Below are 26,234 nucleotides of genomic sequence, written 5' to 3' on the forward strand. Positions count from 1 at the left end.
CTGGAAATGGACTAATATTTTTATTGTAATGGGACTAGGAGGACGAGTATGCTTAAAAAAATTATTGCTTCGGTGGCCTTACTGTCACTTATTACGGTAGCGATCGTGCAGGCAATGGATAATGAACCGAAGGGAAATGAGGAAAAAGATGCTTTGGGCGGATTGAAAATTGGAGCTAAAGCACCGAATTTCTCCCTGAACACTTTGGATGGGAAACAAGTTGAATTATCTGATTATAAGGGTAAAAAGGTAATGTTGAATTTTTGGGCAACTTGGTGTCCACCTTGCAAGAAGGAAATGCCGGATATGGAGGAATATGCACAGCAAGCTGGTGATGATGTCGTCGTTCTAGCCGTCAATATTGACCCCGAAAACGATGTACAAGCATTTGTAGAGGAAAATGGAATTACTTTTACAATTCCGCTGGATAGTCAAAGTGCCAAGAATCCAGTGAATGAGCGTTACAAGATTCTTAGCATACCAACAACTTACTTCATCGACAAAGAAGGCATTATCAGGAATAAGGTAATTTCAGCCATGCAACTTAAAGATATGGAACGAAATATAAATAGTATGCAGTAGGGGAAGCTTTATGAAGTACCATCATTATTGAAGAAATTAGCGTCACTAGGCAGACGGTCGGCGGTAAGGGAGCGTATATTCTTAAAAACAACGGAACGTTTTTTCAGAACAAAAAGGTTGGTCAATTGGCTTTTCACCGAAATTTGACTACAATAAAACGGAACCTTTATGAGGTTCCGTTTTATTGTGTGTTAACAAAGTTGTCAAATTTTGATCGAAAAATCAAAAAAATTAAAAAATTATGGTTAATGTTTGTGAAAAAAGGGTTAAAGTATATAGAGTGGGGAAATGGAACTTTATTTATCGGATTAAAAATCTGATAATTATGACAATTTTTAGGGATCAAAACCATAAAGTCATAATTTTACGTTAATTTGGCAATACTGAATAGTATATTAAAATAAGTAGGTGAAAAACATGAAAAAAAGAAAAAGGACATTTGAAGAATTAATTAAAGAAAACAAAAGGGAATTATTGATGGACGTTAAACAAATGGAAAGACTTGAGGAACGTCTTGAAAAAAAACATATGCAAAAGGCTGAATAACTTTTGCAAAAGATATATTAAAAAGAGCCAGTGCCATGAAGGTCCCTTCAAAGTGCTGGCTCTTTTTTCATGGCTTTTTCAAAAACTGGCATTCATGAAATTCCTCTTTTTTATCCATGATAAGAGAAGGAGGCGATAGAATGGGTAATCCAAAAAAAGATTCCAAACACTTTAGACCGAGCCATCTAGGGACACAACCAATAGCAGCAGGTGGGAATAACGGAAAGAAAATGCAGGACAAATCCGGGAAACATCCTCAGGTCATTCAAACTAAAGGCGAGTAATCAAGGCTTAATAAAGTAATCGTAATAATATTATGTAAATAAAAAAACATGAGGTGAAAATGAATGGGCTCTTATAAACACAATCAGGATAACCGTTTGGATAATGTTGAAAAAATTCAGGATGCAATTCAAAATACAGAAGAAAACATAAACGCTGCAAATGAAACGTTATCATTCTCTTCAGGGGAGGAAAAACAGGCAATTGAGGCCAAAAATGACCGAAGAAGAAAGAGCATTGAAGGAATGAAGGAAGAAATGCAAGATGAGCAGGAAGCACGGGAAAGCGGTTATAGTAACGATAATATGTAAACAACTAAGTAAAGGGGAGAAAGAGGCGCAAAATCTTTCTCCTCTTTAATTTTTAGTTTTTCATTTGCCGGAAACAGTCTCAAGACAGCTTAAATGAAATTTGCACATTTGTTATGGTAGAATGTTTATTGCAATTGAAATGAAAGTGGGGAAACAAAATGTTCATAGCTGAAAACGAAATTGAAGTGCGGTATGCAGAAACAGATCAAATGGGTGTTGTTTACCATGCGAATTATTTGATATGGATGGAACTGGGCAGGACAAAATTGATAAATGATTTAGGATTTCATTATGCTGATTTGGAAGCGGATGGCATCCTCTCACCTGTTATGGATATTCAGGCTTCGTATAAAACCCCTGTTAGATATGGTGATAAGGTAAAAGTTAAAACCTGGATTGATAAGTATGACGGGTTACGGGTCATTTATGGGTATGAGATCGTTAATGGGAAAAATGAAGTGGCGGCTACAGGTCATTCTTCCCACGTGTGCGTTAAAAAGGAGAGCTTCCGCCCGATATCCATTAAACGCATGTATCCTGAATGGCATGAGGCCTATGAGAAAAATAAAAAGCAGGATGAATTGGTTTAATTATATTTATTGAGGTGATCAAGAAATGGCTTTTGGGATTAAACGGGGAGACCTAGTAGCCTGGAAGCAGAAAATCGATCAAGGCCAAATAGCTTTTTTAACTCATTATTGGCTGGATGACCGATTTCCTGGTTGCAAGACGGTTACAAAAGTGGGATGCAATGATTTACTGCGTTTATCGGAGTGGGGTAAGAAATACGGGCTTAAAAAAGAGTGGATTCACCACAGGAAGGATGGATATTCTCATTTCGATCTTTTAGGGGACAAGCAAGCGGAAATTTTAAGGGCGGAACATATAAAAGAGCGCCTGCTCGATTGAATAAGAAAAAAACAGCAGTTAACACCGCTGCTTTATTTTCAAGCACTTTTTTCATAGTGGAATTCTGGTTCAGTCAGTTTTTCATTAAAATTAATAAGTAAATCGTGACCATCAAAGTACCATAAATCTTTTTCTTCTACATAAAAGTTAATCTCATTTATAGTTGTTACTGCTGCTGCATTTTCAGGTTCTTCTTGCATGATACCTAATGAAAAGCCGCTTTGGACGGTACTATGCCCGCCATATCTTACATAAAAGCGCAAATGAGAGCCTTCTTGAAGCCCCAGCTCATCAATATACCACTTAGCTGCTTGATCGGAAATGGTCAGTTTCATACTAATTCTCCTTCCTAGAGGTTCGTTATTTAAGTATAAAGTAATTATGAAGTAGATGCGAATAATGTGCGTTTAAGAAAGGATATAACCATGGATATTATCTATAATATATGTTTTATAACTCGAAAAAGATTCAATGAAGTCGAAGTGTTGATGCTATTTCGCCAAAAAAATCCGAATAGGCATAAATGGAATGGTATAGGCGGAAAAATAGAACAAGGTGAAACCATCGATGAATCGATGGAGCGCGAAATTTTTGAAGAAACTGGTTTGAAGGTAAAGGGGTTGGCCTTTCGAGGAATTGTGACATGGAATCAAACAGGTGGAATGTATGTTTACCGGGCTGAAGAAGCAGGGGGAGGGCTTACTGCCTGTAATGAAGGGGAACTTGCCTGGAAGCCATTTAAATGGGTTATGGAGGCAAATGAAGTTGTGTCCAACATAAAGTATTATCTAAAGGATATATTACTGGATGAACCACCAATGGAATTTGCCTGTATCTATGATAATGAACAATTAATATCAGTCAAAAAGAAGCCTATGCCTGATTTGGCAAAAGAATTGACTTTTAATTGAAAACCGCAGATGTGCGGTTTTTTTTGCTTATATTGGTATTTTTAAGCAAGGTTCTGAAATTATTTATTGTGATAATTTATGCAATAACACAGCTGTTAAAAGGGGGTACGGAAATGGCGTTTCTTTCATTATTGGCTCAAAAGGATATGAATGATGATCGAAAGGCAGCTCAACCAGTTAAGTGAAGGGGTTGTTTACATTATATACAAGGCATGTAATACCCTGCTTTAAACAGGCTGAAGGAGAAAGGGTATATAAATACTTACTGGACCGTAAAGGAAATATTATTATGCGACGAAATGGAGTGCCCTAATCCGTAAGGTCATTTCGCACATATATGTTTATACACAAAAATAGCTGCAGATTCCTGCAGCTATTTAGTATTTTCTTTTGCTTCAGCCTCGGCAAGCTTTCTCAGCAAGACGGGTGTAGGCATATGCATGATTTGCTCTAAAGGCAAGTTTAGTGACTTGGATAACTTTAGTGCGGTTTCCGGTGATATTTGCAATGGCTTCATGGCACTTTCTCCTAACAATAGTTAATGGTTAGTTCCAGTGTAGCTTCTGTTCTACAATTATTCAATCCTTACTTGACCATTTATCCAGTAAACGAAATCCATACTGTTCTTTTGGTAGGAAGTTAATGTAGAGGTATTTTAGGTCCTTTTACCTTGTCAAAAGAATTGAATGTAGTCCAAATGATTCATTTGTATCGCAGGTAAACCGATTCACTTTCAATGAAATGGATATAGCTGAAATGCAATCGTGCAAACAACAAATGAATATATGAAAGATGTTGTTATTCTGTCCTAAGGGTCAAGGAAATGGTTCAAGCAGGAGAGAAAGAATTGGAGTTAACAGAAATTCTTTTATGAAATAATCGGGGTTATCAAAGGGAATATATCCGATTCTGCAGAAATGGAAATTCAGGGATTAGTGTCAATCATCCAGGAAATCGGAAACCATACTGAAAAGGTTTCAAAGCATGGCCGGTATCCTACGGCTAATGAATTGTAGAATGGAAAATAGGCCCATGCATACGGGCCTATTTTCACTTGGATATGCGTTCTTACAACCACTTTACCTTCGGTTCAGTTTTATCTTTAATCCGCTTGATGTTTGCGCGATGCCGGTAAAAAATGAAGATCGTTATTATACTGATTACAATAATGAGCGCCGGATCATCATTATGAAAAACTAAACTGTAGATGAGAGCAAGTAGACAAGCAATCATGGATGAAAGCGAGACATATTTGGATATGTATAAGGATATAAAGAAAATGATGACGGCAAAGACAAAAAACCATGGTTCATAAGCAAGAATGACACCAGCAGAAGTTGCCACCGCTTTTCCGCCCCGAAAATTTGCAAAAATGGGAAACATATGACCGATGACCGCAATAACTCCGGCTAGCAATAAATGCATTTCCACTCCTAGCATATACGGCAGGAAAGTTGCTAGGGTACCCTTAAGTATATCCATGATAGTAACGGTTAGCCCTGCCTTGACACCAAGTGTCCTGAAGGTATTTGTCCCGCCCAGATTTTTACTGCCATGCTCCCGGATGTCGATTTTGTAAAATGTTTTACCAATTATTAAACCGGAAGGAATCGAGCCGATCAGGTATGCAGCCAGTATAGTGATAAATGTAAGCATTCTATTACCCTTTCTTTTAAGAAAAATCTTCTTTTTTTATCACGTTTAAGGGGCGATTGTTCCCTTTTTCAAAAATAAACGTGTAGAAATAGCTAAAAACAGCCTTAAAATACCTGTTAAGCTTCTCTTATTGTAACATTTTCGTGACAAAATGGTACGGCTGTCCAAAAAAAATCCACTAAAAAAATGAATTTTCCTTGATGAACTTACATCTTTTGATATACGTTAAGTTTCATGAAGGGTGAAAGGTTTAGCCTTCCTTATTTTCGTCAATATAAAAGAAGGATGCCTCCTTGTATAAATTGTTACAATACGTGGTAGTCTGTATGAACATAAGAAAGTTAAGTAAGTTCATGCCTTTTCGAAACTTTTTCTTTCTTGTATAATGGTTTTTCACAATAATGGTAATAAACAGCTTTTGTCTGTAAATACCTTTGTTAGGTATACACTTTAGTCAAATATTACATTTTATTATAAAGGGGATTGAAAAGAATGATAGAAAATCCAAGCAGGGAAGAAATGGGAAAGATGTTGAAAAAATCGAAGCGCATCGCTGTCGTTGGTTTATCTAATAACCCTGAGCGTACTTCTTATATGGTATCGAAGGCCATGCAGGATAGCGGATATGAAATCATCCCGGTAAACCCTGCCATATCCGAAGTGCTAGGTGTCAAGGCAGTTAAAGCCCTGAAAGATATTGAAGGGCACGTCGATATCGTCAATGTTTTCCGCCGTTCAGAGTTCCTTCCGGAGATAGCCAAGGAATTTGCAGAAATCGATGCAGATATCTTTTGGGCGCAGCTAGGGGTGGAAAATGAAGAAGCCTATAATTTTTTAAAAGAAAAAGGATATACTGTCATCATGAATCGATGCATAAAAGTCGAACACGCCCTTACCAAGTAAATTGAAGAGCGGATCTTCCGTTCTTTTTTTTAGGCATCGCTGCATCTAAACCGGGGAAAAACTAAAAGGCAGCCATAGCGGGCATTGAGCGGCAGAAAAGAAAGGCCATTAAAGCTTAATTTGATTAAAAAAATAAAAGTATATTTGCCAAATGAAAATTTACCGCTACAATTAGAATGGTAGCTATGATACGTTTTGTTCCACACAAATGTGCAAACGCTAATAAAAAGGACAAAAAAATAGAACACTTGTTCTTTGTTCGGGAAAGTATTATACTTTTTATATGATATTAACGTATTAATGGATTTGTTTAAGCTAGTGAGTCATTTCATTGCAGTATGATTTGGCCCGGAAATTGTGTTTAGTAAGGAAAGGGGAATTTCTGTGGCAAAGAAAGTAAAAACAATCGAGTACAATGATGATGCAATTCAGGTACTGGAAGGACTCGAAGCGGTCAGAAAACGTCCCGGTATGTATATCGGCAGTACTGATGCACGCGGACTTCATCATTTAGTGTATGAGATTGTAGATAACTCCGTAGATGAGGCTTTAGCTGGATATGGAGACCAAATTAGTGTGAAAATACATAAAGATAACAGTGTGAGTGTGTCTGATAAAGGGCGCGGAATGCCTATTGGCATGCATAAATTAGGTAAACCGACGCCTGAAGTCATTTTGACGATTCTTCATGCTGGAGGTAAATTTGGACAAGGCGGATATAAAACGAGTGGAGGCCTTCATGGAGTAGGTGCTTCGGTCGTTAACGCGTTGTCTGAATGGCTTGTCGTGACGATCAAACGGGACGGGTTCATTTACGAACAACGTTTTTTCAATGGCGGAAAGCCAGAAACCACACTGGAGAAAATCGGTAAAACCAATCAAGCTGGGACCAAAATCCACTTCAAGCCCGATCCAAAAATATTTTCGGTGACGACTTTTAATTATGATATCCTATGTGAGCGTCTTCGCGAATCGGCTTTTCTTTTAAAAGGCATGAAGATAGAATTGACGGATGAGCGTAACGGCCATAATGAAATTTTTCACTATGAAAATGGAATTGAAGCGTTTGTTGATTATTTAAATGAAGAAAAAGAGACCCTTCATAGCGTAGTCAGCTTGGAAGGGGAACAAAATGGGATAGAAGTCGAACTCGCCTTTCAATTTAACGATGGTTATTCAGAAAATATTTTAAGCTTTGTAAATAACGTTCGTACAAAAGACGGAGGCACCCATGAGATTGGTGCAAAAACGGCCATGACAAGGGCATTTAATGATTATGCCAGAAAAATGGGGCTATTAAAGGAAAAAGATAAAAACCTCGAAGGTACCGATATACGTGAAGGCTTGTCTTCAATCATTTCAGTACGTATCCCTGAAGAACTTCTTCAATTCGAAGGACAAACCAAGAGCAAGCTAGGAACCAGCGAAGCCCGTTCTGCAGTTGATTCCATCGTATCAGAGCACTTAGCCTACTTTTTTGAAGAAGATCCGACCACGAGTACCCTATTGGTTAAAAAAGCGATTAAAGCGTTCCAAGCAAGGGAAGCGGCACGAAAAGCTCGTGAAGACGCAAGAAGCGGGAAGAAACGGAAAAAATCCGATGCCATCCTTTCTGGGAAATTAACACCAGCCCAATCGAAAAATCCCGAACGGAATGAATTGTATCTTGTGGAAGGAGACTCTGCTGGGGGATCCGCTAAACAAGGGCGGGATCGCCGTTTCCAAGCAGTACTGCCATTACGGGGTAAAGTTATCAATACGGAAAAGGCAAAACTGGCGGATATTTTTAAAAACGAGGAAATAAATACGATCATCCATGCCATCGGCGGAGGTGTCGGGGCGGAGTTCAACACGCCGGACACTAACTATGATAAAGTGATCATCATGACTGATGCCGATACGGATGGGGCACATATCCAAGTGCTGCTGCTGACTTTCTTTTATCGCTATATGAAGCCGTTAATAGAGTCAGGAAAGGTTTATATTGCCTTGCCCCCTTTATATAAAGTGAGCAAAGGGACCGGGAAGAAAGAAGTCATTGAATATGCCTGGAGTGACGAAGAACTTCAGGGAGCGATAGACAAGGTGGGGAAAGGCTATATGATTCAGCGCTATAAAGGGCTGGGTGAGATGAATGCCGACCAATTATGGGATACGACCATGAACCCGGAAACAAGGACATTGATACGTGTGAAGATCGATGATGGTGCCCGTGCAGAAAGACGTGTGACAACGTTGATGGGAGACAAGGTTGAACCGCGTCGTAAGTGGATTGAAGCCAATGTCGCTTTTGGTCTCGAAGAGGAATCGAATATTTTGGATAATGAAAATATGTCGATTGAAGAGGAGGTCATTAACGATGGTATTTGAAGAAACGTTTAGAGATTTGCCGCTTGAAGAGGTAATTGGTGACCGCTTCGGGCGTTATAGTAAATATATTATCCAAGATCGGGCACTTCCAGATGCTAGGGACGGTTTAAAACCGGTGCAGCGCAGGATATTGTATGCGATGCATGTCGAAGGAAATACTCAGGAAAAAGGATTTAGGAAATCCGCAAAAACTGTCGGTAATGTAATTGGTAACTATCACCCTCACGGAGATTCATCCGTTTATGAGGCAATGGTTCGGATGAGCCAAGACTGGAAGCTGCGGAAGGTCATGGTCCAAATGCACGGAAACAATGGCAGTATCGATGGTGATCCGCCTGCTGCGATGCGGTATACGGAAGCAAGGCTTTCATCGATCGCCTCCGAGATGCTCCGGGATATTGAAAAAAGGACGGTCGATTTCGTACCGAACTTTGATGATACTTCAGAAGAGCCCATTGTATTGCCTGCAATGTTCCCAAACCTGCTTGTAAACGGCTCTACAGGAATTTCAGCCGGCTATGCCACTGAAATCCCGCCACATCAACTTGGTGAGGTCATTGATGCTGCCATTATGCGAATCGATAAGCCGGAAGCGACAGTCGCTGATTTAATGACGGTCATTAAAGGGCCGGATTTTCCTACTGGCGGTATCATTCAAGGAATTGAAGGCATTCGTAAGGCCTATGAAACAGGTAAAGGAAAAATAATCATTCGCGGGTTGGCGGATGTGGAAACGATTCGGGGCGGCAAACAGCAAATCGTCATCACTGAAATCCCATATGAAGTCAATAAAGCAAACCTTGTTAAGAAAATGGATGAGTTCCGTCTAGACCGGAAAGTGGAAGGCATCGCCGAAGTAAGGGATGAAACCGACCGTACAGGACTGCGGATTGTCATTGAACTGAAAAAAGAAGCAGATGCAAATGGAGTCCTGCATTATTTATACAAAAATTCCGATCTCCAAATCGCATACAATTTCAATATGGTTGCGATATATAAAAAACGGCCAACATTGATGAGCCTGCCTAAAATGCTCGATGCATATATCGAACACCGTAAAGAGGTAATCGTGAACCGTTCACGTTATGAGTTGCAAAAGGCACATGACAGGGCACATATCGTTGATGGTTTAGTGAAGGCTTTATCCATATTAGATGAAGTCATCGCTGTCATCCGGGCATCTAAAGACAAACGGAATGCTAAAGATAACCTCATTGCTAAATTCGCTTTTACAGAAGCGCAAGCTGAAGCCATTGTCTCCTTGCAGTTATATAGGCTGACAAATACGGATATTACAGCACTTGAAGCAGAGGCAACGGAATTGAAGAACAAAATTGAGGAATTGACAAAGATTCTTGGCAGTGAAAAAGTTCTTCTTCAAGTAATAAAAAAAGAACTTCGATTCATTAAAAAGGGCTTTGATGACGGACGGCGTTCCAAAATCGAAAAAGAAATTGAAGAAATCAAAATCAATCTTGAAGTCTTGATAGCGAGTGAAGACGTGATGGTTACCGTGACGAAAGAAGGCTATGTCAAACGGACATCGTTACGATCTTATGCAGCATCAGGAGGTCTTGATTTTGGCATGAAGGATTCCGATCGCCTGCTCCAGAGGCTGGAGATGAATACAACAGATGTCCTATTGCTGTTCACATCCAAAGGGAACTACCTCTATTGTCCAGTTCATCAGCTTCCTGATATTCGCTGGAAGGAAACCGGACAGCATATCGCGAACATCATTCCAATCGACAGGGAAGAACAAATCATAAAAGCGATTCCTATAAAAGATTTTACCATGCCGGAATTCTTAGTGTTCATCACGAAAAATGGTATGGTGAAAAAGACAGAATTAGCTTCCTATAAAGCCCAGCGTCATTCAAAACCTCTGGTTGGTGTCAATTTAAAAGGTGACGATGAACTGGTTGATGTCCACCATACCGATGGACAGGCTGACCTTTTCCTAGTCACTCATAACGGATACGGTTTATGGTTTGATGAAGAAGAAGTAAGTGTTGTCGGTGTTCGGGCAGCAGGAGTCAAAGGGATTAATTTGAAAGAAGATGACTATGTCATTGGCGGAAAGGTTTTGGCCAAGGATAGTAAAGAATCGATCTTTATCGTTACACAGCGCGGGGCCATAAAGAAAATGAAATTAACCGAGTTTGAAAAAACGAGCAGGGCAAAACGCGGTGTCGTGGTCTTGAGGGAATTGAAATCGAATCCTCATAGGGTCATTGGTTTCGATATTATTAACAAAACAGACAGTCTATTCATTCTTTCTGAAAAGGGAACGATTGAAACGATTCATGCCGCTTCATTAAAAAATCATGATCGATATACGAATGGCTCATTTGTTTTTGATGAAACGGTTAGCGGAAAAGCGAAAGAATTATGGAAAATATCATTGGAAGATGACTCCGCCATAGAGCAGTGAATCATTTTTTTTGAACGGGATGCTGATCTTATCAGCATCCCGTTCATTTTTCTATAAATGACTAGTTATATCCTTCCGGAAAATAATCCCCTACTTGCCCCGCACTACAAGTTGAGTCCTTTTACGAAGGTAATGACTCAATTCAAAAATGACTTATTAAGTCAAATTTAAATCCTAGTATTATGAACCTAATATTATTAAGAGGACAGCTAATAATTCAATTTTGAATTTTACCATTAATTGAATCTATGTATCCTAACGATTTATTTTTGGCACACTCCTTGCATATTGTTTAGTATGACTTCTTTATTTTTTTGAATGAAGAAAGGGGAGAACCAATGGATAGACCCTGGAAAAAGCATATCCCGCAAGGAAATCCAATTGAGATTGATATTCCTGAAATGTCTTTGACAGAACTATTTTATCAATCAGTCGAACAATATTCGAATAAAACAGCGGTTACGTTCATGGAGCAAAGGTATACATATTCAGAGTTGGGGATGTTAGTGAAAAGATGTGCATGCGTGCTTGCTGATGAAGGTATTGGAAAGGGAGATCGTGTAGCTCTTATGCTTCCCAATTGTCCACAATATCCAATTGGTTTTTTTGGAACCCTTTTGAATGGAGCCATTGTTGTCCAAATCAATCCAATGTATAAAGCGAACGAATTAATACATGTCCTGAAAGACTCAGGTGCAAGGCACATCATTGTGCTCGACGATTTATTGCCAATAGTTGAAGCAGTTATAGCTGAAACCGATGTTGAAAAGGTGTTGAGCGTGTCGCTGGAAACCGGCAATTGTGAAATGACAAAAAAACTACTATCTGTAAATGAGGCGGATTTCACTGTGGAGATTGAACCTGCCGAAGATGTCGCCGTTCTCCAATATACAGGAGGAACGACAGGGCGTTCTAAAGGGGCGATGCTAACCCATCGTAATATTGTTGCCAATACGCTGCAAAGTGCAGCCACTTCAAGAATCAATACTCAAAAGGGGAAGGAAAAGGTACTTGGCGTTTCCCCATTATTTCATGTTTACGGCATGACTTCCGGGATGAACCTGACGTTTTATAATGGCGGGGAATTAATTCTTGTATCCCGGTTTCAGGTGCCGGAGATCGTCGAAATTATCAATAATCTTAAACCGACTATTTTTCCAGGGGTACCGACGATGTATATTGCTTTATTACAATATTACCAGTCTCATCCATTTGATTTGGATACATTGAAATCTTGCGTTTCGGGTTCGTCACCATTGCCATTGAATGTACTGTCAAGATTCAACGAATTGAGTGGAACAAAGATTGCAGAGGGTTATGGACTGTCCGAGGCGTCACCAGTCACGCACCGGAATCCAGTTAGTGGCCTGCAAAAACCCGGAAGTATCGGGATTCCTATACAAAATACCGATGCCGCGATCATTGACAGTATTACAGGAGAGCCAGCCCTTTTGGTTGATACACCAGGTGAATTGGTCATAAAGGGTCCACAGGTAATGAAAGGCTATTGGGGCATGCCTGAAGAGACGCGGCAGACGATTCAAAACGGATGGCTGCATACCGGTGATATTGCCAAGATGGATGAAGATGGCTTCTTTTACATTGTGGGACGGAAGAAAGAGATGATCATCGCAGGCGGTTTCAATATTTATCCAATTGAAATTGAAGATATACTATACAGCCATCCTAAGGTACTGGAAGCTGCCGTCTTTGGCGTTCCCGATCAATATCGCGGTGAAACGGCACATGCTGCGGTAGTTCTAAAACCAAATGAAAGAATAACTGAAAACGAATTGAAGGATTATTGCCGAAAGCAGCTCGCTGCCTTTAAAGTCCCAAAAGCAATCACATTTGAAAGTGAACTTCCGAAGACGGCGGTCGGTAAAATCTTAAAACGTAAACTTCAAGAAAAACATATCGCTTATTCGGATAAAAGATGAAAGCGTTAACACTAATTCGCAGATAAAGGGGAATGCAAATGGACTTTCGCTTAGATGAAGACATCTTGCTATTAAAAGAAAATATACGCCAGTTTATCGAAGAGCAAATCGATCCATTTTCCATGCAGATAGAGGATGAAGATCATATCCCGGAATCCATAATAAATTTATCGAAGGAAATCGGGCTATTCGGACTTAGTATCCCGGAAAGGTATGGCGGGCTCGGTATCGGGATGGTGGGAAAATGTGCTTTATATGAGGAAATCGGCAAAACCCATAATGGATATACCACTCTGATTGGGGCCCACACCGGTATAGGGACGGTAGGGATAGTTGAAATGGGCAATGAAATGCAAAAGGAAAAGTATCTACCAGATATGGCAAGCGGTAATAGAATTGGCGCTTTTGCTTTAACTGAGCCTGCAGCTGGGTCCCATGCAACGAATCTCAAAATGACGGCAGTCAAAAATGGCGATAAATATATTCTAAATGGGACCAAGCATTATATAACGAATGCAGATGTAGCAGATATTTTTACAGTTATGGCCGTAACGGACAAAGATAAAGGGGCGAAAGGAATCACCTCATTCATAGTAGAAAAGGATTTTCCGGGTTTTAGAGTTGGTAGCCTGGAAAGGAAGATGGGTCTTCGAGGCTCACATTCGGCCGAATTGGTTTTTGAAGATTGCGAGGTTCCTGCCGAAAATGTACTGGGAGACGTTGGCCAAGGGTATGTAAATGCATTGAAGATTCTTGCAAATGGCCGCGCAGGCCTTGCTGCCCGTAATTTGGGGTCCTGTCAATACCTGCTCGACCTATCTACTAAATATGCCATAGAACGTGAACAATTCCATGTCCCGATCATTGATCATCAGGCCGTATCCCATATGATTGCCGAGATGGCAATGGAAATAGAAGCACTTCGCTCATTCACATACCGGGTTGCATGGATGGTCGATCGGAAAGAAAAAATCATTAAAGAAGCGGCAATGCTTAAGTTGTATGGTTCGGAAGTATATAATCGTGTCGCCGATAAGGCCGTTCAGATTCATGGCGGAATGGGATACATGAAGGATTATCCGGTTGAACGTTTCTATCGGGATGCACGAATCACCAGAATATATGAAGGCACGTCCGAAATCCAAAAAAATATCATTACCGGACAATTGAAGAGAAAATATCAAAACTAGTCTAATTGGAAAGCGGAGGGGTTAAGATGGATTTACGACTATCGGATGAACAAAAAATGGTACAAAAAACAATACGCAAGTTCGTGGAAAATGAATTGATTCCCTTGGAAAATGAAGTGCTTCGCAATGAAATGGCAGGAAAACCTAGTTTACCAGAGGGGACATTGAAAGAATTACAGGAAAAAGCAAAAAAGGCTGGTTTTTGGGGCATCAATACCCCGGAGGAATATGGCGGGGCAGACCTAGGACAGCTTATGATGGCAATTGTCTTGATGGAAGTATCAAAAACGTTTGTACCATTCAGCTTTGGAGGCTCGGCTGATAACATACTTTATTATGCAAATGAAGAACAGAAACAGAAATATCTTATCCCTACGATTAACGGTGAGAAAAAGTCCTGTTTTGCCATGACGGAGCCGGGGGCTGGGTCCGATACGCGAAATATTAAAATGACGGCAGTAAAAGAAGGGAACGAATGGGTGCTTAACGGTGAAAAAACTTTCATTACCGGAGGAAATGATGCCGATTTCGTCATGGTCATTGCTGTAACCGACAAAGAACGTCATCAAGCAACCGGAACGGAAGGGGTAACCTGTTTCATTGTTGACCGTGATATGGGATGGAGATCAGAGTATATCAATACAATGGGAGAATGGGGACCGGCCGGTTTAGTTTTTGATAATGTCAGGGTACCCGAAGAAAACATCTTAGGGGAAGTGCATGGAGGTTATAAACTAGGCCTGGAATGGATTGGGTTTGCAAGATGGATCGTGGGCGCACGCGCTGTCGGTTCTGCAGAAAGATTGCTGCAAATGGCTATCGATTACGCGAAAGAACGAGTCACATTCGGTAAACCGATCGCGGAGCGCCAGGCCATTCAATGGCAGATAGCTGATTCGGCCGTAGAGATCGATGCTGCAAGATGGCTTGTATTGAATGCGGCTTTTACACTTGATAACGGAGAAGACAATCGCCATTTAGCTTCAATGGCTAAACTTTATGGTGCCAATATGGGGAATCGGGTCGTTGATCGCGTATTGCAGATACACGGAGGCATGGGCTATACGAAGGAGCTTCCCATCGAGCGTTGGTACCGCGAGGCTAGGCTTTGGAGGATTTATGACGGTACGGATGAAATACAGCGTATGATCATTTCCCGAAATTTGATTAAGGGGCATGTTAAGTTAGGACAATTCTTATAATAGATTAGGAGGAAACGATTATGACAGGGAGATTTTTAGGGAAATCGGCTTTAGTTACAGGTGGAAGCAGGGGGATTGGCCGGGCGATCGTCGAACTATTTGCCAGTGAAGGCGCAAACGTGGCGATTATTGATATCAACGAAGAGGTTTTGACATCCACAGGAAATGAATTAAGGGATAAGGGTTATACCATTTTTACCAAAGTGGCCAATGTGGTCAATTCTGAAGAGGTGGAAGCATCCATAAAAGAAATAACCGATACATTCGGATCGCTTGATATTCTCGTGAATAATGCTGGGGTCATCCGGGATAATCTACTTTTCAAAATGACCGATTCAGATTGGCAGACGGTAATGGATGTGCATTTAAAAGGTACTTTCAATGCAGTGCGTGCCGCCCAGAAGCATATGGTTGCGAATAAATACGGAAGAATCATCAATATATCTTCCACTTCGGCCTTAGGGAACCGTGGTCAGGCTAATTATTCAGCTGCTAAAGCCGGGCTTCAGGGGTTAACAAAAACACTGGCGATTGAGCTTGGCAAATACGGGATAACGGCTAATTCGGTCGCACCAGGTTTTATCGAAACCGAAATGACGAAAGAAACAGCCAGACGGGTGGGTGTGAGTTTTGAGCAATTCATCCAGGATAGGGCAAACAGTATTCCGGTTGCAAGAAGCGGTTTGCCAAGTGATATCGCGCATGCTGTTGCATTCTTTGCCGATGAAGCCTCTTCATTCATTAGTGGACAGGTTTTATATGTTGCGGGCGGTCCAAAAAATTAAGGGAAAAGGCGGGATGTTATGTTCAACGAAAGTATTGGAAAACGATCCACCCCCGTTAAAAATATAGTTGAACGGGGAGCCGTTAAGAAATTCGCATTATCGATTGGTGATCCCCACCCGATTTTCATTGATGAAGAAATTGGCAGGCAATCAAGGTACGGAACGAATATAGCTCCCCCAACTTTCCCAAGGGTGTTTGATTTTGGGACGATCGAAAGTTTAAATCTCCCGAATAAAGGATTGATTCATGGTGAGCAGATATATCGCTATAACAGGCCGCTGATGGTAGGGGAAGAAATCACCTGTTATACGGAAGTGAAAGACTATTATGAGAAAAAAGGGAAACAAGGGGAAATGGGATTTCTAGCCTTTAAAAACTATGGGACGGATGCAAATGGGGAAATTGTCTTCACTGCTGAACAGCTTGTCATTTTAAATGAAACGATTAGAAGGATGGTGATGAGTAAGTGACGACATTAACCGAACTTCATATTGGTGACTCGTTACATTCAATCGAGCTTCCGCCTGTAACGCGATTGGACCTCATTAAATATGCCGGCGCATCAGGTGATTTCAATCCCATTCATACGATTGATGAGGAAGCAAAAAATGCTGGTCTTCCCGGTATCATCGCACATGGAATGTGGACGATGGGAAACCTCGCAAAGCTTTTCAGTAATCTTTATGAAACTGGATTTATCGAAGAATACAAGATTCGCTTCAAAGGAATGGTTTTCTTGAATGATGTCATAACTCTTCATGCGGATCTAAAAGAAAAAAATGGGAATAGATATTTTTTCAATGTAGCGGCCACTAACCAGTCAAGTAAGGAAGCGATCAGTGGAGAAGTTATTTTTAAGACTTACTGAGGGCAAGTAGTGATGAAAATTATTTCATCACTACTTTTTTTAGGAGCGAAATTCGACAATTTTAAAGGAGTTTCGAAATTTATCCAGAATTGTACTTAAAAAGAATTCTTTTTGCGGCGGTGAATAGTATTGAATCAAGTGAAACAGGATTCTCAGATTAATTTGCTCAAAGAGTGGACCTTTCCTGCACTAGTCGTGGATTCTGCAAATCGGATAAAGGATTGGGGCACATATTTTAATCAATCGTTAAGTCAGAATGGTAATAATACACTAACTGAACAATTTGATGAGTGGCAATTTCTCGATAATAAAAGGCTTGCAGCTGCGAAGTTGCATGATAAACGGTATTTATTTTTATTAATGAAACAAATGGATACTGACAATTTTCTATATATAGGCAGTGAAACAGAATTTTTGGACGATTTATTGATTGATGCTCATGAAACGGATAAATTGAATCGCGCACTGGATGCCATTATCGAAAATTCCTATGATGGGATATACATCACCGATCAAGATGGGGTCACGCTTTATACCAATTCGGCCATTGAACGGATCACTGGCATACCAAAAGAGTATTATATCGGCAAATCGGTGGACCAATTAATTAAACGCGGCATCTTGAATGCTTCGGTGACGCATAAGGTAGTGAAACTGAGACGGACGGTATCGGTCGTACAGGATAATTTTGCGGGAAAGGAAACATTGATTACAGGAAGTCCCGTTTTTAATGCCGAAGGGGAGATAGAGCAAGTCGTTACGAATATAAGGGATTTATCTGATTTAAATGAACTGATGCATGAGTTGACGAAAGTTAATGAGCTGAATAATCAATATAAGCAGGAAATTGAAAAACTGCGGAAGATAACAAGCAAGGATGGAGTCGTATTTGTCAGTGATAAAATGAAAATGATCTATGAGATTGCTGAAAGAATATCGGATATTGATGCGACCGTACTCATTCTGGGGGAAACGGGTGTTGGAAAGGATGTCCTTGCCCGTAATATTTATAATCGGAGCATCCGATCTAAAAAAGGGGATTTCATCAAAATAAATTGTGGGGCAATTCCCGCTGATTTATTGGAATCCGAGCTATTTGGATATGAAGGAGGGGCATTTACCGGGGCCAATCAAAAAGGCAAACCAGGGATGTTTGAGCTGGCAGAGAGTGGGATCTTATTCTTGGATGAAGTCGGTGAGCTTCCCTTGCAACTTCAAGTGAAGCTGCTTCGGGCCCTTCAGGAAAGGGAGATTCAAAGAATCGGAGGTACAAAGCCAAAGAAAATCGATGTTCGGATAATAGCAGCCACGAACCGAAATTTATCGGAGATGGTCAAATCGGGTGATTTTCGCGAAGACCTATTTTACAGGCTGAATGTCATTCCGATTACGATTCCTCCTCTAAGGGAAAGAAGAGAGGATATCTTGGCATTGACTGACTTATTTTTAACAAAGGCAAACGAACAATATAAATTCTCAAAAGAAATAGATTCGCGGTTGAAGGAATATTTTTATCAACATGATTGGCCAGGAAATGTCCGTGAATTGATTAATATAGTGGAGAGGCTCGTTGTGCTGACGGATAATCAAATATTATCGATTAACGACCTTCCGGAAGAATATCAGCCGGAAAACCGGAATCAGCAGAACCTCAATGCTGCCCTAACTTTAAAAGAAGCGGTGGAAAGGGCCGAAAAGGAAATCTTGACGAAAGCGGCTCAAACCTACCAAACTACATATGAAATCGCGGAAGCCCTTGATTCCAGTCAGGCTACAATAGTGAGGAAACTTAAAAAATACCGATTAAAGGTCAGTGGAAAAGAATAGGTAAGCATGAACAGAACAGCACCTCCATTGTTGAACATTATTCAACGATGGAGGTGCTGTTTTTTTGACTGAAATTTCTAATGATATTTACACTTTTTGGGGGATAACGGGCTTTATTACCTGTTATTGCAGGAAATGATTGCTGTTGTGAAGGTATTTTTGGAGCCTTTTCATATTATGTCTTTATTCATTGATTCAGAAATGATTTTTTTCAGTCAATAGTGAATGAAGGACATCCCATATGGAATCGATACTTTTGATTTTTACAATTCAATAATGAATTCATTGACTGGTGAATAGCCTTATTGACGGTGATTTAATGTTTGGCACGGCACTTGCATTTATTAACAGAATAACAGGTATAACAGGAATAACAGGTAACAGGAAATTAATCTATGGAATGATCCTCCTATAGAAGGTGCGGGGTGAAAGGGGTGAACGAACCATACGATTACCATGGGTAAGCCTTTATTAAAGAGAAGATGGAATCATTTGCTATCCCTAATAACAGCATTTGCTTGTCAGCATACCACTTAATCCTTGAATAGAGTCAATATGAAACTATGCTGATTTTTGCTGATATCCAATTGAATTAAGTGGTCATAAGAAATGAAAGCGCTAACAACTAATCCGGTTTTTTTTCGCTGCACCCTAAGCTATATCTGATGGTGGAGAGTATAGGGAAATAAAGCTTGAAGTTGAGCCTGTGGGGAAATAAGTGAAAGTGTTTCTCGTCGCAGATGTGTGCTTTCAAAATATGGACAGGATTGTGGGCCAGGGAATGAGCAGCAAAGTGAAGTTCAATAATTTTCAAGGAGGAAGTAAATGGAAATTTTGATCCAGCAGCTTTTTAATGGTTTGACGATTGGCAGCGTATATAGTCTTGTTGCCCTGGGGTTGACGCTAGTATATGGAATTTTGCATATCCCGAACTTTGCCCACGGTGCCCTATATATGTTGGGTGGATATATCACATTGTCAATGATGACATTATACGGGGTCAATTACTGGATTGCCATGTTCGTATCCATTATCGTTGTTGGTTTGTTGGGAGTCCTTTTGGAACGTTTCGTGTTCCGCCTGTTAAGGGAGGCACCTCCATTGCACGATAAGATTGCAGCAATCGGGATTCTCCTTTTTCTTGAAGCTTTTGCCCAATTTGTCTGGGGTGCCGACTTCCATACAATGACCTCTCCATACGGCCAAGTGGTCAATATCATGGGCCTGACATTCACACTTCAGCGATTATTGATCATCGTGTCAGCTATCGCGGTGATGGTTTTACTTTACCTTTTCCTTAAGAAAACTTATGCCGGTTCAACGATAATAGCGATGTCCCAAAGCCGTGAAGGGGCGTCATTGGTGGGAATCAACATTAATAAAGTCGCGATGCTTACCTTCATGATATCGGGTGGATTGGCAGCGATAGCTTCATCCCTTGCATCACCGATTAACCTTGTTTTTCCAGGCATGGGGCATTTAGTCATCCTAAAAGCATTCGTCATTATCATCTTGGGAGGGATGGGGAGCATCCCGGGGGCAATCGTAGGCGGATATATCCTAGGTTTCAGTGAGAGCTTGGGCGCAACATATATTTCAAATGATTATAAAGACATCATTGCATTCATTCTTTTAGTCGTAATATTAACCGTGAAACCAACAGGTCTTTTTGCCAAGGGGGAGAGGTAGCGTGAAGATATTAACGAAAAGAAATGGGATTATCGCACTTATCATCTTTGCTTTTTCATTCCCCTTTATCGCGCAAAACGACTATTATCTCCATATGCTGACACTTTCGTTCATCTGGGCGATAGCTGTTTATGGAATCAATTTATTATCAGGCTATACTGGATATCTCTCGCTTGCACATGCTGGATTTTTTGCGATTGGAGCATATTCACTAGGCCTGCTGACGGTAAAAGCGGGAATGAACTTTTGGCTGGCACTTATAGCGGCATGTTTGATCACATGTACAATTGGGTTTTTGATCGGTTTGATCGCGCTGAGGACAAAGGAACACTTTTTCGCGATTTATACACTATGTGTGGGTTACATCATATATCTGGTCATCGATAAATGGGAGGGACTTACAGAGGGGGTTAGGGGATTGATAGGTATCCCTGCTCCTGGGAATATAGGGCCGATCACATTCGATACTGCAGCATCCCAATATTATCTAGTCCTCATTTTCCTGCTTGCAGTGATCTTAATCGTGTATCGAATTATACGCTCGTTGACCGGCAGGACGTATATGGCCATCAGGAACAGCGAAGACCTTGCACAAACGATTGGTATATCCACAATGAAGAATAAGTTAACCGCATTTGTCCTATCCACATTCTTTGCAGGATTGGCAGGCGCCTTGTATGCTTCATTCATTCGTTTCATTGGACCTGATATCGGATCAACTGCCATAATGTTCGATCTATTGATGTATTTATTGGTTGGTGGAATCGGGACACTTTCAGGTCCGTTGGTAGGAACATTATTGTTAGTAATCCTTTCGCAGAATTTGCAATTCCTTCAAGAATATCGAATGTTGATATTCGGGCCATTGCTTACGGTGATCATTATCTTTTATCCGCGCGGAATCGCAGGGGCCTTCTTTGATTGGCAAAGAAAGCGAAAAGATAATGAGCTGTCCGGGGTGAGGAGCGAAATGCACATAAAAGCTGAGGAGGGATGAATTTGCTAATCGAAACGAAGAATTTGACAAAGCGGTTTGGAGGATTGGCGGCTGTCAATAATGTGGATTTTACGATTGAAAAGGGTAGAATCAATGCAATAATCGGACCAAATGGTGCAGGAAAATCAACTTTTTTCAACTTGATCAGCGGCTTTCATCGACCAACTTCTGGGACGGTCCTTTTTAAAGGGATTGATATCACCAAACTTCCTGCCAATGAAATAGCGGGGCTCGGAATTTCAAGAACCTTTCAAACGACAAGCCTTTTTGATCAATCGACCGTATTGGATAATGTCATTGTCGGGCATAGACTGCGAACCAAATCCAATCTGGTGGATGCCATTCTAAGAACAAAACGATTAAAACGGGAGGAAGCGGCGTGCAAGGATAAGGCGATGGAGGTACTTGATATTGTTGGATTGACGGAATCGGCTGACAGAATGGTCTCCAGCATCTCCCAGGAAGAAAAGAAACGGACAGCCATTGCCCTTGCCCTTGCGACGGAACCGGAAATTATCTTTCTTGATGAACCTGCTGCGGGAATCAACCCGGATGAAACGGACGGCTTGACAGAACTGATTAAAAAATTGAATCGATCGGGACTGACCGTTTGTTTAATCGAGCACAAAATGCATATGATCATGAACTTGGCAGATCACATCATGGTCCTTAATTACGGGGAAAAAATCGCCGAGGGCACACCTAAGGAAATCCGCGGAAATGAAGCGGTGATTAAAGCCTATTTGGGAGGTAGTGCCAGTGCTTAAGTTAACCGATGTCGCCGTGAATTATGGGAGTTTCACTGCGATAAAACATGTGAATATCGAAGTTGCCAAGGGAGAGATCGTTGTCTTGTTAGGAGCGAATGGGGCAGGAAAAAGCACGACTTTTCGTTCCATAAGCGGAATCAGTAAGCTGTCCAAGGGGGAAATTCATTTTTTGGGCATGCCGATAGGGGGCCGTGCCCCGGATAAGAATGTTCGGGAAGGAATCGTCCAGTGTGCCGAAGGGCGTAAACTGTTTCCACAGATGACCGTCTCGGAAAATCTGAGGATGGGTGCTTATGTGCATCGAAAGAAGAAAGCGGAGATCAAGGATTCCTTGGAATACGTCTATCACTTATTCCCGATTTTAAAAGAAAAGCATCATGATGAAGCGGGAAGCCTGAGCGGAGGCCAACAGCAAATGCTCGCAATTGGAAGAGCTTTGATGTCAAAACCGAAATTGTTGATGCTTGATGAGCCTTCGGTGGGACTCGCTCCGCTTATTGTCGAACAAATGTTTCAGGTCATTGAAGAAATAAACTGCGAAGGAATCACGGTCCTCCTAGCTGAACAAAACGCGAATGCTGCTCTCGGCATTGCAGATAAAGGATATGTTTTTGAAAATGGGGAAATTGTCGTTCAAGGGACAGCAAGTGAGTTATTAGCCAATGATGAAGTAAGGAAAGCGTATATTGGGGCCTGAAAAAATCGAATGGGGGATTTTTATGAAAAAACTGAAAGTATTATTTATCTTTCTCCTGCTAATGATCACTGCGTTGACCGGGTGCAATAAAGGGGATAGCCCTGTGTCTAGCAGTGGCAGTAAAGGAAAAAGTGAAAATGTCGTTAACATCGGTTTTAGCGGTCCTTTAAGCGGGGCAGCAGCCTTATATGGGAAACGGACATTGAATGGTGTCGAAATGGCCGTCAATGAAATTAACGATGCTGGCGGGTTTGAAGTAGATGGTAAGAAATACACGCTGAATTTAGTATCGTTGGATGATAAATACTTACCTAATGAAACAGGGTCGAATGCTAAACGATTAATTCAGGAATATGATACGCCGGTCATTTTCACGCCTCATAGCGGAGGTGTGCTGGCACTTCAGGTTTTTAATGAACAAGAGGAATTCATCATTGGTGCATATACAAGTGAGCCGGCAGTGACGGAGAGCGGAAATTCTTTAACCGTTCGGATTCCACCGAATTACGAAGGATATATCGAACCTTTCACAACATATGCAATGGAACATTTCGGCAAGAAGATTGCGGCTTTGCCAACATCTTCGCAATACGGGAAAGACTGGACGGAAGCCGTGCTCCCGCATTGGGAAAAGCAAGGCGGAAAAGTCGTTTATAATTCCTCGATTGATTTCGCCAAAGAAACTGATTTTTTTACGATTGTCACCAATGCCTTGAAAAAAGATCCTGATGTGCTATTTATCGGTGGTGCTTCGGAACCTACGGCAAAAGTAGCGAAGCAAGCTCGGGAGCTAGGATTTAAGGGCGGTTTCATCATCATGGATCAAGCAAAGCTGGATCAAATGAAGCCGATTGCAGGTTCATATGAAACATTGGAAGGCTCGATTGGCGTTCTGCCGCTGATGGATTCAGATGAAGAAGCAGTGCCTGCTTTCGTTGAGAAATATCAAAAGAATTATAAGGAAGATCCAAGCTCCGAAGTAGGATTGAATTATATCGCCATGTATGCGTTTGTGGAGGCGATGAAATCTGCAGGCAGCGTTGATGATGCCAAGGCCATCCGTAAACATATGCAAGATGGACTTTCAAATATAGGGCCAGATCAAAAAATATACGATATTCCCTCGATTGATGAAAATGGAGGATTTGCATCAACTATTGTCGTCGGTGCAGTAGAAAACGGGAAGGTAGTCCCTGTCCGATAACTGTGTAAAGGGATGCAGGTGTTCCGGATAGTATACTAGTTAAGCTTTTTGTTAATTCGTGTATCGTTCCTGATAATAGGGACGGTACACGTTTTTTTATTGTTGAAAAAATCTACATCCAAAAATAGTAGGCTCCTAAAGCGGCCATAGATTCATATTTTATTTAATAAGGAGTTCGCCGGCATTGGGGTTTGAGGAAAGAAAAATGCTAATTAACAAATTTTACAAAAATATCTTGTATCCGAGTAATGAAAACGCTATCATTGAATATAATATGAAATATAATTTCATTTTTTTCTATTAAAAAATGAAATTATATTTAAGTGATTGATAATAGGGGGAAATAATTGTCTATGGAGGAACATTTGCGTTCATTAACGACTGAATTACGGAATGAAAAGACGATGAATATCGACAGTGCAAATACGATCGAAATCATTTCTGCAATCAATAAGGAAGATTTTAAAGTGGCAGCAGCGGTTCAGGCGGTATTGCCAAAGATTGAAACGGTGGTTGAATGGGCTTGCGAATCGTTAAAAAAAGGAGGGAGACTCATATACATCGGGGCAGGAACGAGCGGGAGACTCGGTGTTCTGGATGCCGTGGAATGTCCCCCGACTTTCAGCACACCGCCTGATAGGGTGCTGGGAATAATCGCAGGAGGGGAAAAGGCGTTTGTTCGGGCTGTTGAAGGAGCAGAGGATAAAGAAGAGTTTGGGGAATGTGATCTGATTGACGTGGAACTTACAGCAAATGATACGGTTATTGGCATCGCGGCAAGCGGCCGTACCCCTTATGTGAGGGGCGCTTTACGTTATGCAAGAAAAGTTGGGGCTAAAGCGGTGGCATTATCATGCAATGAAAACGCGAGCATCACCGAAGCAGCTGATATAGGGATCGAAGTGGTGGTCGGACCGGAAGTGTTAACAGGATCCACGAGAATGAAAGCGGCAACCGCACATAAAATGGTACTCAATATGATCTCAACTGCAACCATGATCCGGTTGGGAAAAGTCTATGAAAATCTGATGGTCGACGTTAATGTCAGTAATCAAAAATTGAAGGAGCGCGCAATAAGCATCATAGAAACTGTAACGAATGCTGATTATGATCAAGCTTTGAATACGCTTGAAAAGGCAAGCAATCAAGTTAAACCAGCGATTGTCATGATAAAAACGGCAACAGATTATGAAAAAGCGATGGAGTTGCTGGAGAATGCGGATGGAGATGTCAGAAAAGCCATCTCGATCTATGAAGATTAAGGAGGGAAGCAATGGCTACAGGAGGATTATCCATCATACAGACAATGTTGAGCAAGCTGCCGCAATCTGAACAAAAACTAGCAGAATATATTCTACAGAATCCTCATGAAGTTGTGAACAGCACTGTACAGGAATTAAGTACGTCCGCCCAAACAAGCGGGGCTGCCGTTATTAGGTTGTGTAAATCGCTTGGAATAAAAGGGTTTCAAGATTTGAAAATAAGGATCGCTGGAGATTTGATGAAGACCGTTGAACAGGGTTACCGGGATATCGAGCCTTCCGAATCACTGTATCGGATTGTGGAGAAAACAACGAGTAATTCGATTCAGACCATTAGGGACACATCTGAAATAATCGATCACGATAATCTCAAACAGGCGATCAAACTGATGCTGAATGCTAAAACCGTCCACTTTTGCGGAGTGGGTGCTTCGAATATAGTTGCTGCTGACGCCCAGCAAAAATTACTTCGCGTCAATAAAGGGGCAACGGCTTTTACAGATATGCATCTAGTTGCAACCCTGATAGCAAATGCTGATGAAAATGACATCGTTTTTGCCATTTCATTTTCAGGGGAAACACCTGAAGTTGTCAATATATTGAAGCTGGCAAAAGAACGTGGGGTCAAGACAATCGGGCTGACTCATTATGGCCAAACAACGGTATCATCCTTGTGTGACGCCACACTGTATACATCCCATTCGAATGAGGCACCGTTTCGAAGTGCAGCAACATCCTCACGATTGGCGCAATTATATATGATCGACATTTTGTTTTTGGGGATGGCTTCAGAACAATATGAAGAGACTGTCCAATATATTGATAACACCAGGTCTGCCATTAAATCGATGACAAAGCGATATAAATGATTGATACGAGATTTGACAAAGGGGGCTTT

General features: G+C 41.1%; 27 protein-coding genes. 24 read left to right on the forward strand and 3 right to left on the reverse strand.

What is annotated here, in order from left to right:
• The first annotated feature begins 48 nt into the window (after window positions 1-48).
• The 6 genes from QNH43_RS12415 to QNH43_RS12440 all read left to right on the forward strand — a co-directional run bounded on the left by QNH43_RS12415 (window position 49) and on the right by QNH43_RS12440 (window position 2,630).
• Window positions 49-582, forward strand: a complete 534-nt coding sequence (locus tag QNH43_RS12415) for a TlpA disulfide reductase family protein (RefSeq protein WP_076371418.1) — start codon at window positions 49-51, stop codon at window positions 580-582.
• Window positions 583-999: 417 nt separating this feature from the next.
• A complete protein-coding gene (locus QNH43_RS12420) occupies window positions 1,000-1,128 on the forward strand; it encodes an FbpB family small basic protein (RefSeq protein WP_072272906.1) in 129 nt (42 codons plus the stop codon).
• Between the two features lie 140 nt (window positions 1,129-1,268).
• Entirely contained in the window at window positions 1,269-1,412 is a 144-nt protein-coding gene (locus QNH43_RS12425; protein WP_057275900.1) for an acid-soluble spore protein N, read from the forward strand.
• 63 nt (window positions 1,413-1,475) lie between these two features.
• Entirely contained in the window at window positions 1,476-1,721 is a 246-nt protein-coding gene (gene tlp, locus QNH43_RS12430; protein ID WP_076371414.1) for a small acid-soluble spore protein Tlp, read from the forward strand.
• 158 nt (window positions 1,722-1,879) lie between these two features.
• A complete protein-coding gene (locus QNH43_RS12435) occupies window positions 1,880-2,311 on the forward strand; it encodes an acyl-CoA thioesterase (RefSeq protein ID WP_283918069.1) in 432 nt (143 codons plus the stop codon).
• 25 nt (window positions 2,312-2,336) lie between these two features.
• A complete protein-coding gene (locus QNH43_RS12440) occupies window positions 2,337-2,630 on the forward strand; it encodes a hypothetical protein (RefSeq protein WP_283918070.1) in 294 nt (97 codons plus the stop codon).
• 38 nt (window positions 2,631-2,668) lie between these two features.
• Here QNH43_RS12440 and QNH43_RS12445 read toward each other — a convergent pair whose 3' ends face one another.
• Window positions 2,669-2,965, reverse strand: a complete 297-nt coding sequence (locus tag QNH43_RS12445; RefSeq protein ID WP_283918071.1) for a HesB/YadR/YfhF family protein — start codon at window positions 2,963-2,965, stop codon at window positions 2,669-2,671.
• 90 nt (window positions 2,966-3,055) lie between these two features.
• On the opposite strand from QNH43_RS12445, the gene QNH43_RS12450 reads away from it, so the two are divergent.
• Window positions 3,056-3,541 carry an NUDIX hydrolase gene (locus QNH43_RS12450; protein ID WP_283918072.1) on the forward strand — a complete coding sequence of 162 codons (486 nt, stop codon included), beginning with the start codon at window positions 3,056-3,058 and terminating at the stop codon, window positions 3,539-3,541.
• Between the two features lie 373 nt (window positions 3,542-3,914).
• Here QNH43_RS12450 and QNH43_RS12455 read toward each other — a convergent pair whose 3' ends face one another.
• Entirely contained in the window at window positions 3,915-4,058 is a 144-nt protein-coding gene (locus tag QNH43_RS12455; protein WP_098371894.1) for a YycC family protein, read from the reverse strand.
• Window positions 4,059-4,609: 551 nt separating this feature from the next.
• Window positions 4,610-5,197 (reverse strand): glycerol-3-phosphate 1-O-acyltransferase PlsY, encoded by a 588-nt coding sequence (gene plsY / locus QNH43_RS12460; protein ID WP_283918073.1) that lies wholly within the window; start codon window positions 5,195-5,197, stop codon window positions 4,610-4,612.
• Between the two features lie 492 nt (window positions 5,198-5,689).
• Between plsY and QNH43_RS12465 the strand changes: the two genes are divergently transcribed.
• The 17 genes from QNH43_RS12465 to QNH43_RS12545 all read left to right on the forward strand — a co-directional run bounded on the left by QNH43_RS12465 (window position 5,690) and on the right by QNH43_RS12545 (window position 26,205).
• Window positions 5,690-6,100: a CoA-binding protein gene (locus QNH43_RS12465; protein ID WP_076371402.1), complete on the forward strand. Its 411-nt coding sequence runs from the start codon at window positions 5,690-5,692 to the stop codon at window positions 6,098-6,100.
• A gap of 384 nt (window positions 6,101-6,484) precedes the next feature.
• Complete coding sequence (gene parE / locus QNH43_RS12470; RefSeq protein WP_283918074.1) at window positions 6,485-8,470, forward strand: DNA topoisomerase IV subunit B; 1,986 nt, start codon at window positions 6,485-6,487, stop codon at window positions 8,468-8,470.
• Entirely contained in the window at window positions 8,460-10,904 is a 2,445-nt protein-coding gene (gene parC, locus QNH43_RS12475) for a DNA topoisomerase IV subunit A (RefSeq protein ID WP_283918075.1), read from the forward strand. Before parE ends, parC begins: the two co-directional genes overlap by 11 nt.
• A gap of 338 nt (window positions 10,905-11,242) precedes the next feature.
• Window positions 11,243-12,844 (forward strand): long-chain-fatty-acid--CoA ligase, encoded by a 1,602-nt coding sequence (locus tag QNH43_RS12480; RefSeq protein WP_283918076.1) that lies wholly within the window; start codon window positions 11,243-11,245, stop codon window positions 12,842-12,844.
• Window positions 12,845-12,882: 38 nt separating this feature from the next.
• Entirely contained in the window at window positions 12,883-14,034 is a 1,152-nt protein-coding gene (locus tag QNH43_RS12485; RefSeq protein WP_283918077.1) for an acyl-CoA dehydrogenase family protein, read from the forward strand.
• A 26-nt stretch (window positions 14,035-14,060) separates the two neighbouring features.
• Window positions 14,061-15,236, forward strand: coding sequence for an acyl-CoA dehydrogenase family protein (locus tag QNH43_RS12490; protein ID WP_283918078.1), 1,176 nt, complete (start codon window positions 14,061-14,063; stop codon window positions 15,234-15,236).
• A 20-nt stretch (window positions 15,237-15,256) separates the two neighbouring features.
• A complete protein-coding gene (locus QNH43_RS12495; RefSeq protein WP_283918079.1) occupies window positions 15,257-16,021 on the forward strand; it encodes an SDR family oxidoreductase in 765 nt (254 codons plus the stop codon).
• 18 nt (window positions 16,022-16,039) lie between these two features.
• Complete coding sequence (locus tag QNH43_RS12500) at window positions 16,040-16,492, forward strand: MaoC family dehydratase N-terminal domain-containing protein (RefSeq protein WP_283918080.1); 453 nt, start codon at window positions 16,040-16,042, stop codon at window positions 16,490-16,492.
• Complete coding sequence (locus QNH43_RS12505) at window positions 16,489-16,890, forward strand: MaoC/PaaZ C-terminal domain-containing protein (protein WP_283918081.1); 402 nt, start codon at window positions 16,489-16,491, stop codon at window positions 16,888-16,890. The genes QNH43_RS12500 and QNH43_RS12505 overlap by 4 nt, the downstream gene beginning before the upstream one ends.
• 138 nt (window positions 16,891-17,028) lie before the next feature.
• Window positions 17,029-18,717 (forward strand): sigma-54 interaction domain-containing protein, encoded by a 1,689-nt coding sequence (locus QNH43_RS12510; RefSeq protein WP_283918345.1) that lies wholly within the window; start codon window positions 17,029-17,031, stop codon window positions 18,715-18,717.
• Between the two features lie 825 nt (window positions 18,718-19,542).
• Window positions 19,543-20,406: a branched-chain amino acid ABC transporter permease gene (locus QNH43_RS12515; RefSeq protein ID WP_076371380.1), complete on the forward strand. Its 864-nt coding sequence runs from the start codon at window positions 19,543-19,545 to the stop codon at window positions 20,404-20,406.
• Between the two features lies 1 nt (window position 20,407).
• Window positions 20,408-21,403: a branched-chain amino acid ABC transporter permease gene (locus QNH43_RS12520; RefSeq protein ID WP_434060171.1), complete on the forward strand. Its 996-nt coding sequence runs from the start codon at window positions 20,408-20,410 to the stop codon at window positions 21,401-21,403.
• Window positions 21,400-22,170, forward strand: coding sequence for an ABC transporter ATP-binding protein (locus QNH43_RS12525; RefSeq protein WP_434060172.1), 771 nt, complete (start codon window positions 21,400-21,402; stop codon window positions 22,168-22,170). The genes QNH43_RS12520 and QNH43_RS12525 overlap by 4 nt, the downstream gene beginning before the upstream one ends.
• Window positions 22,163-22,870 carry an ABC transporter ATP-binding protein gene (locus tag QNH43_RS12530; RefSeq protein ID WP_283918083.1) on the forward strand — a complete coding sequence of 236 codons (708 nt, stop codon included), beginning with the start codon at window positions 22,163-22,165 and terminating at the stop codon, window positions 22,868-22,870. Before QNH43_RS12525 ends, QNH43_RS12530 begins: the two co-directional genes overlap by 8 nt.
• A 22-nt stretch (window positions 22,871-22,892) precedes the next feature.
• Complete coding sequence (locus QNH43_RS12535; protein ID WP_283918084.1) at window positions 22,893-24,074, forward strand: ABC transporter substrate-binding protein; 1,182 nt, start codon at window positions 22,893-22,895, stop codon at window positions 24,072-24,074.
• Window positions 24,075-24,427: 353 nt separating this feature from the next.
• The gene (gene murQ, locus QNH43_RS12540; protein WP_283918347.1) at window positions 24,428-25,336 is read left to right on the forward strand and encodes an N-acetylmuramic acid 6-phosphate etherase; all 909 of its coding nucleotides are present in this window, start codon (window positions 24,428-24,430) and stop codon (window positions 25,334-25,336) included.
• Window positions 25,337-25,347: 11 nt separating this feature from the next.
• The gene (locus QNH43_RS12545; RefSeq protein ID WP_076371370.1) at window positions 25,348-26,205 is read left to right on the forward strand and encodes a MurR/RpiR family transcriptional regulator; all 858 of its coding nucleotides are present in this window, start codon (window positions 25,348-25,350) and stop codon (window positions 26,203-26,205) included.
• The last annotated feature ends 29 nt before the right edge of the window (window positions 26,206-26,234 follow it).

This window comes from Peribacillus simplex (genome assembly GCF_030123325.1).
GTDB classification, from domain to species: Bacteria; Bacillota; Bacilli; order Bacillales; family DSM-1321; genus Peribacillus; species Peribacillus simplex_D.